General features: G+C 73.0%; 2 protein-coding genes. One reads left to right on the plus strand and one right to left on the minus strand.

Going from position 1 to position 1,413, the window contains the following annotated elements:
• On the minus strand, positions 1 to 795 hold a 795-nt coding region (locus B7767_RS31975), incomplete at its 3' end, for a streptophobe family protein (protein WP_218775830.1).
• 241 nt (positions 796 to 1,036) lie between these two features.
• On the opposite strand from B7767_RS31975, the gene B7767_RS31980 reads away from it, so the two are divergent.
• A partial coding sequence (locus tag B7767_RS31980; RefSeq protein ID WP_179167365.1) for an FHA domain-containing protein occupies positions 1,037 to 1,413 on the plus strand: 377 nt, incomplete at its 3' end.

Below are 1,413 nucleotides of genomic sequence, written 5' to 3' on the forward strand. Positions count from 1 at the left end.
CCCCGCCGCCGCGAGTCCCGCCGCCACCGCCACCAGCCCCACCGTGACGAGGGCGGACACCGCCGGCCGTACGACACGGTGCACGGCGTCCCAGCCGCGCGGCAGGGGAGTGCGGCGGGACGCCAGCAGCGCGACGATCAGGACGCCGGCCGCCCAGCCGAGGCCCCCGAGCAGCGTCGGCGCCGTGTCGACGGTGAACCCCACCGCCGCCTCCGCGTCGACGAGGTCGCCCACCCGGTCCGGCAGCAGCCCCCCGACATCGCCCAGCCCCGGGATCTCGACCCCGCCGCCACCCGCCCCCGGCAGGTCGTCGAGGCCCAGCGAGCCTCCGTCGACGGTGATGACGTCGTGCCCCGCCCAGGCCAGCCCGCCCGTCATCGCCACGAACAGCGCGACCACCGTGCCCGCACGGGCGAGGAGTTCGGTGCCGGAGACCACAACTCCCGCCGCCCGCAGGGACCGCAGGAAGAAGTACGACAGCAGCAGCGCGCCCACCAGGCCCACGCCCAGCGGCGTGACCTCCATGGCCGTACCGGCCTCCGCACCCGACAGTCCGAAGGCGGACATGTCACCGGACGGCGTGACCGAACCGCCCGCCCCCAGTGCCACCACCGCGGCGGTCATCGGACCCAGCGAACCGGCCGCGTCCGCGTCCAGCAGGTGCAGCCCGAGCGCCGCCGTCCCCGCCATCCCGATCAGCGCCCAGCTCACCGCGGCGACCGCGGACATCACCACATCGCCCCACGGCACGCGCGTACCGTGCCCCGCTGCTCCGACGCCCGTGGCAGCACTCATGGCAGACCCCCCGATCCGCGACGCGGCGTGACGGCCGCACATGTCCCCCTCGCGTGGTTTACCACTCTCCGGGCCGATTTCAACCCCGCCGACGAAAGCCGGTGAACACCTTGGTGCGCGCTCGTGACAAGGCCCGACTTTCGGTCAGAGGGCCGAGCCTGAAATAGTTCCCCCCGATGTTCGCCATCCCTAGACTCCCTGCGACGGGGGAAATTCGGGGGACAACTCAGTGGGGCATGGAGTGCCGGAACTCGTACTGGAATCAAACGGACGGACCTGGACGCTCGATCCGTCCAGGGCTTACACCCTCGGACGCGATCCGCAGGGGGACGTCGTGCTGGACGACGCCAGGGTCTCCTGGCGTCACGCCACGATCAGCTTCAACGGGCGCAGTTGGGTCATCGAGGACCACGGCAGCACCAACGGCACGTTCGTGCAGGGGCAGCGGATCCACCACCTGGAGTTCGGCTCCGACACGGTGCTGAACCTGGGCAACGCGACCGACGGCCCGCGCGTGACGCTGTCAGGCGCAGGCGCCGGCGCCGCGGCTCCGGCCGCCACGCCGCAGGCCCAGCCGCAGCAGCCGTACGCCGCCCAGGGCGCGAACCCCGGCTGGTC

Source organism: Streptomyces sp. 13-12-16, assembly GCF_002114215.1.
GTDB lineage: Bacteria > Actinomycetota > Actinomycetes > Streptomycetales > Streptomycetaceae > Streptomyces.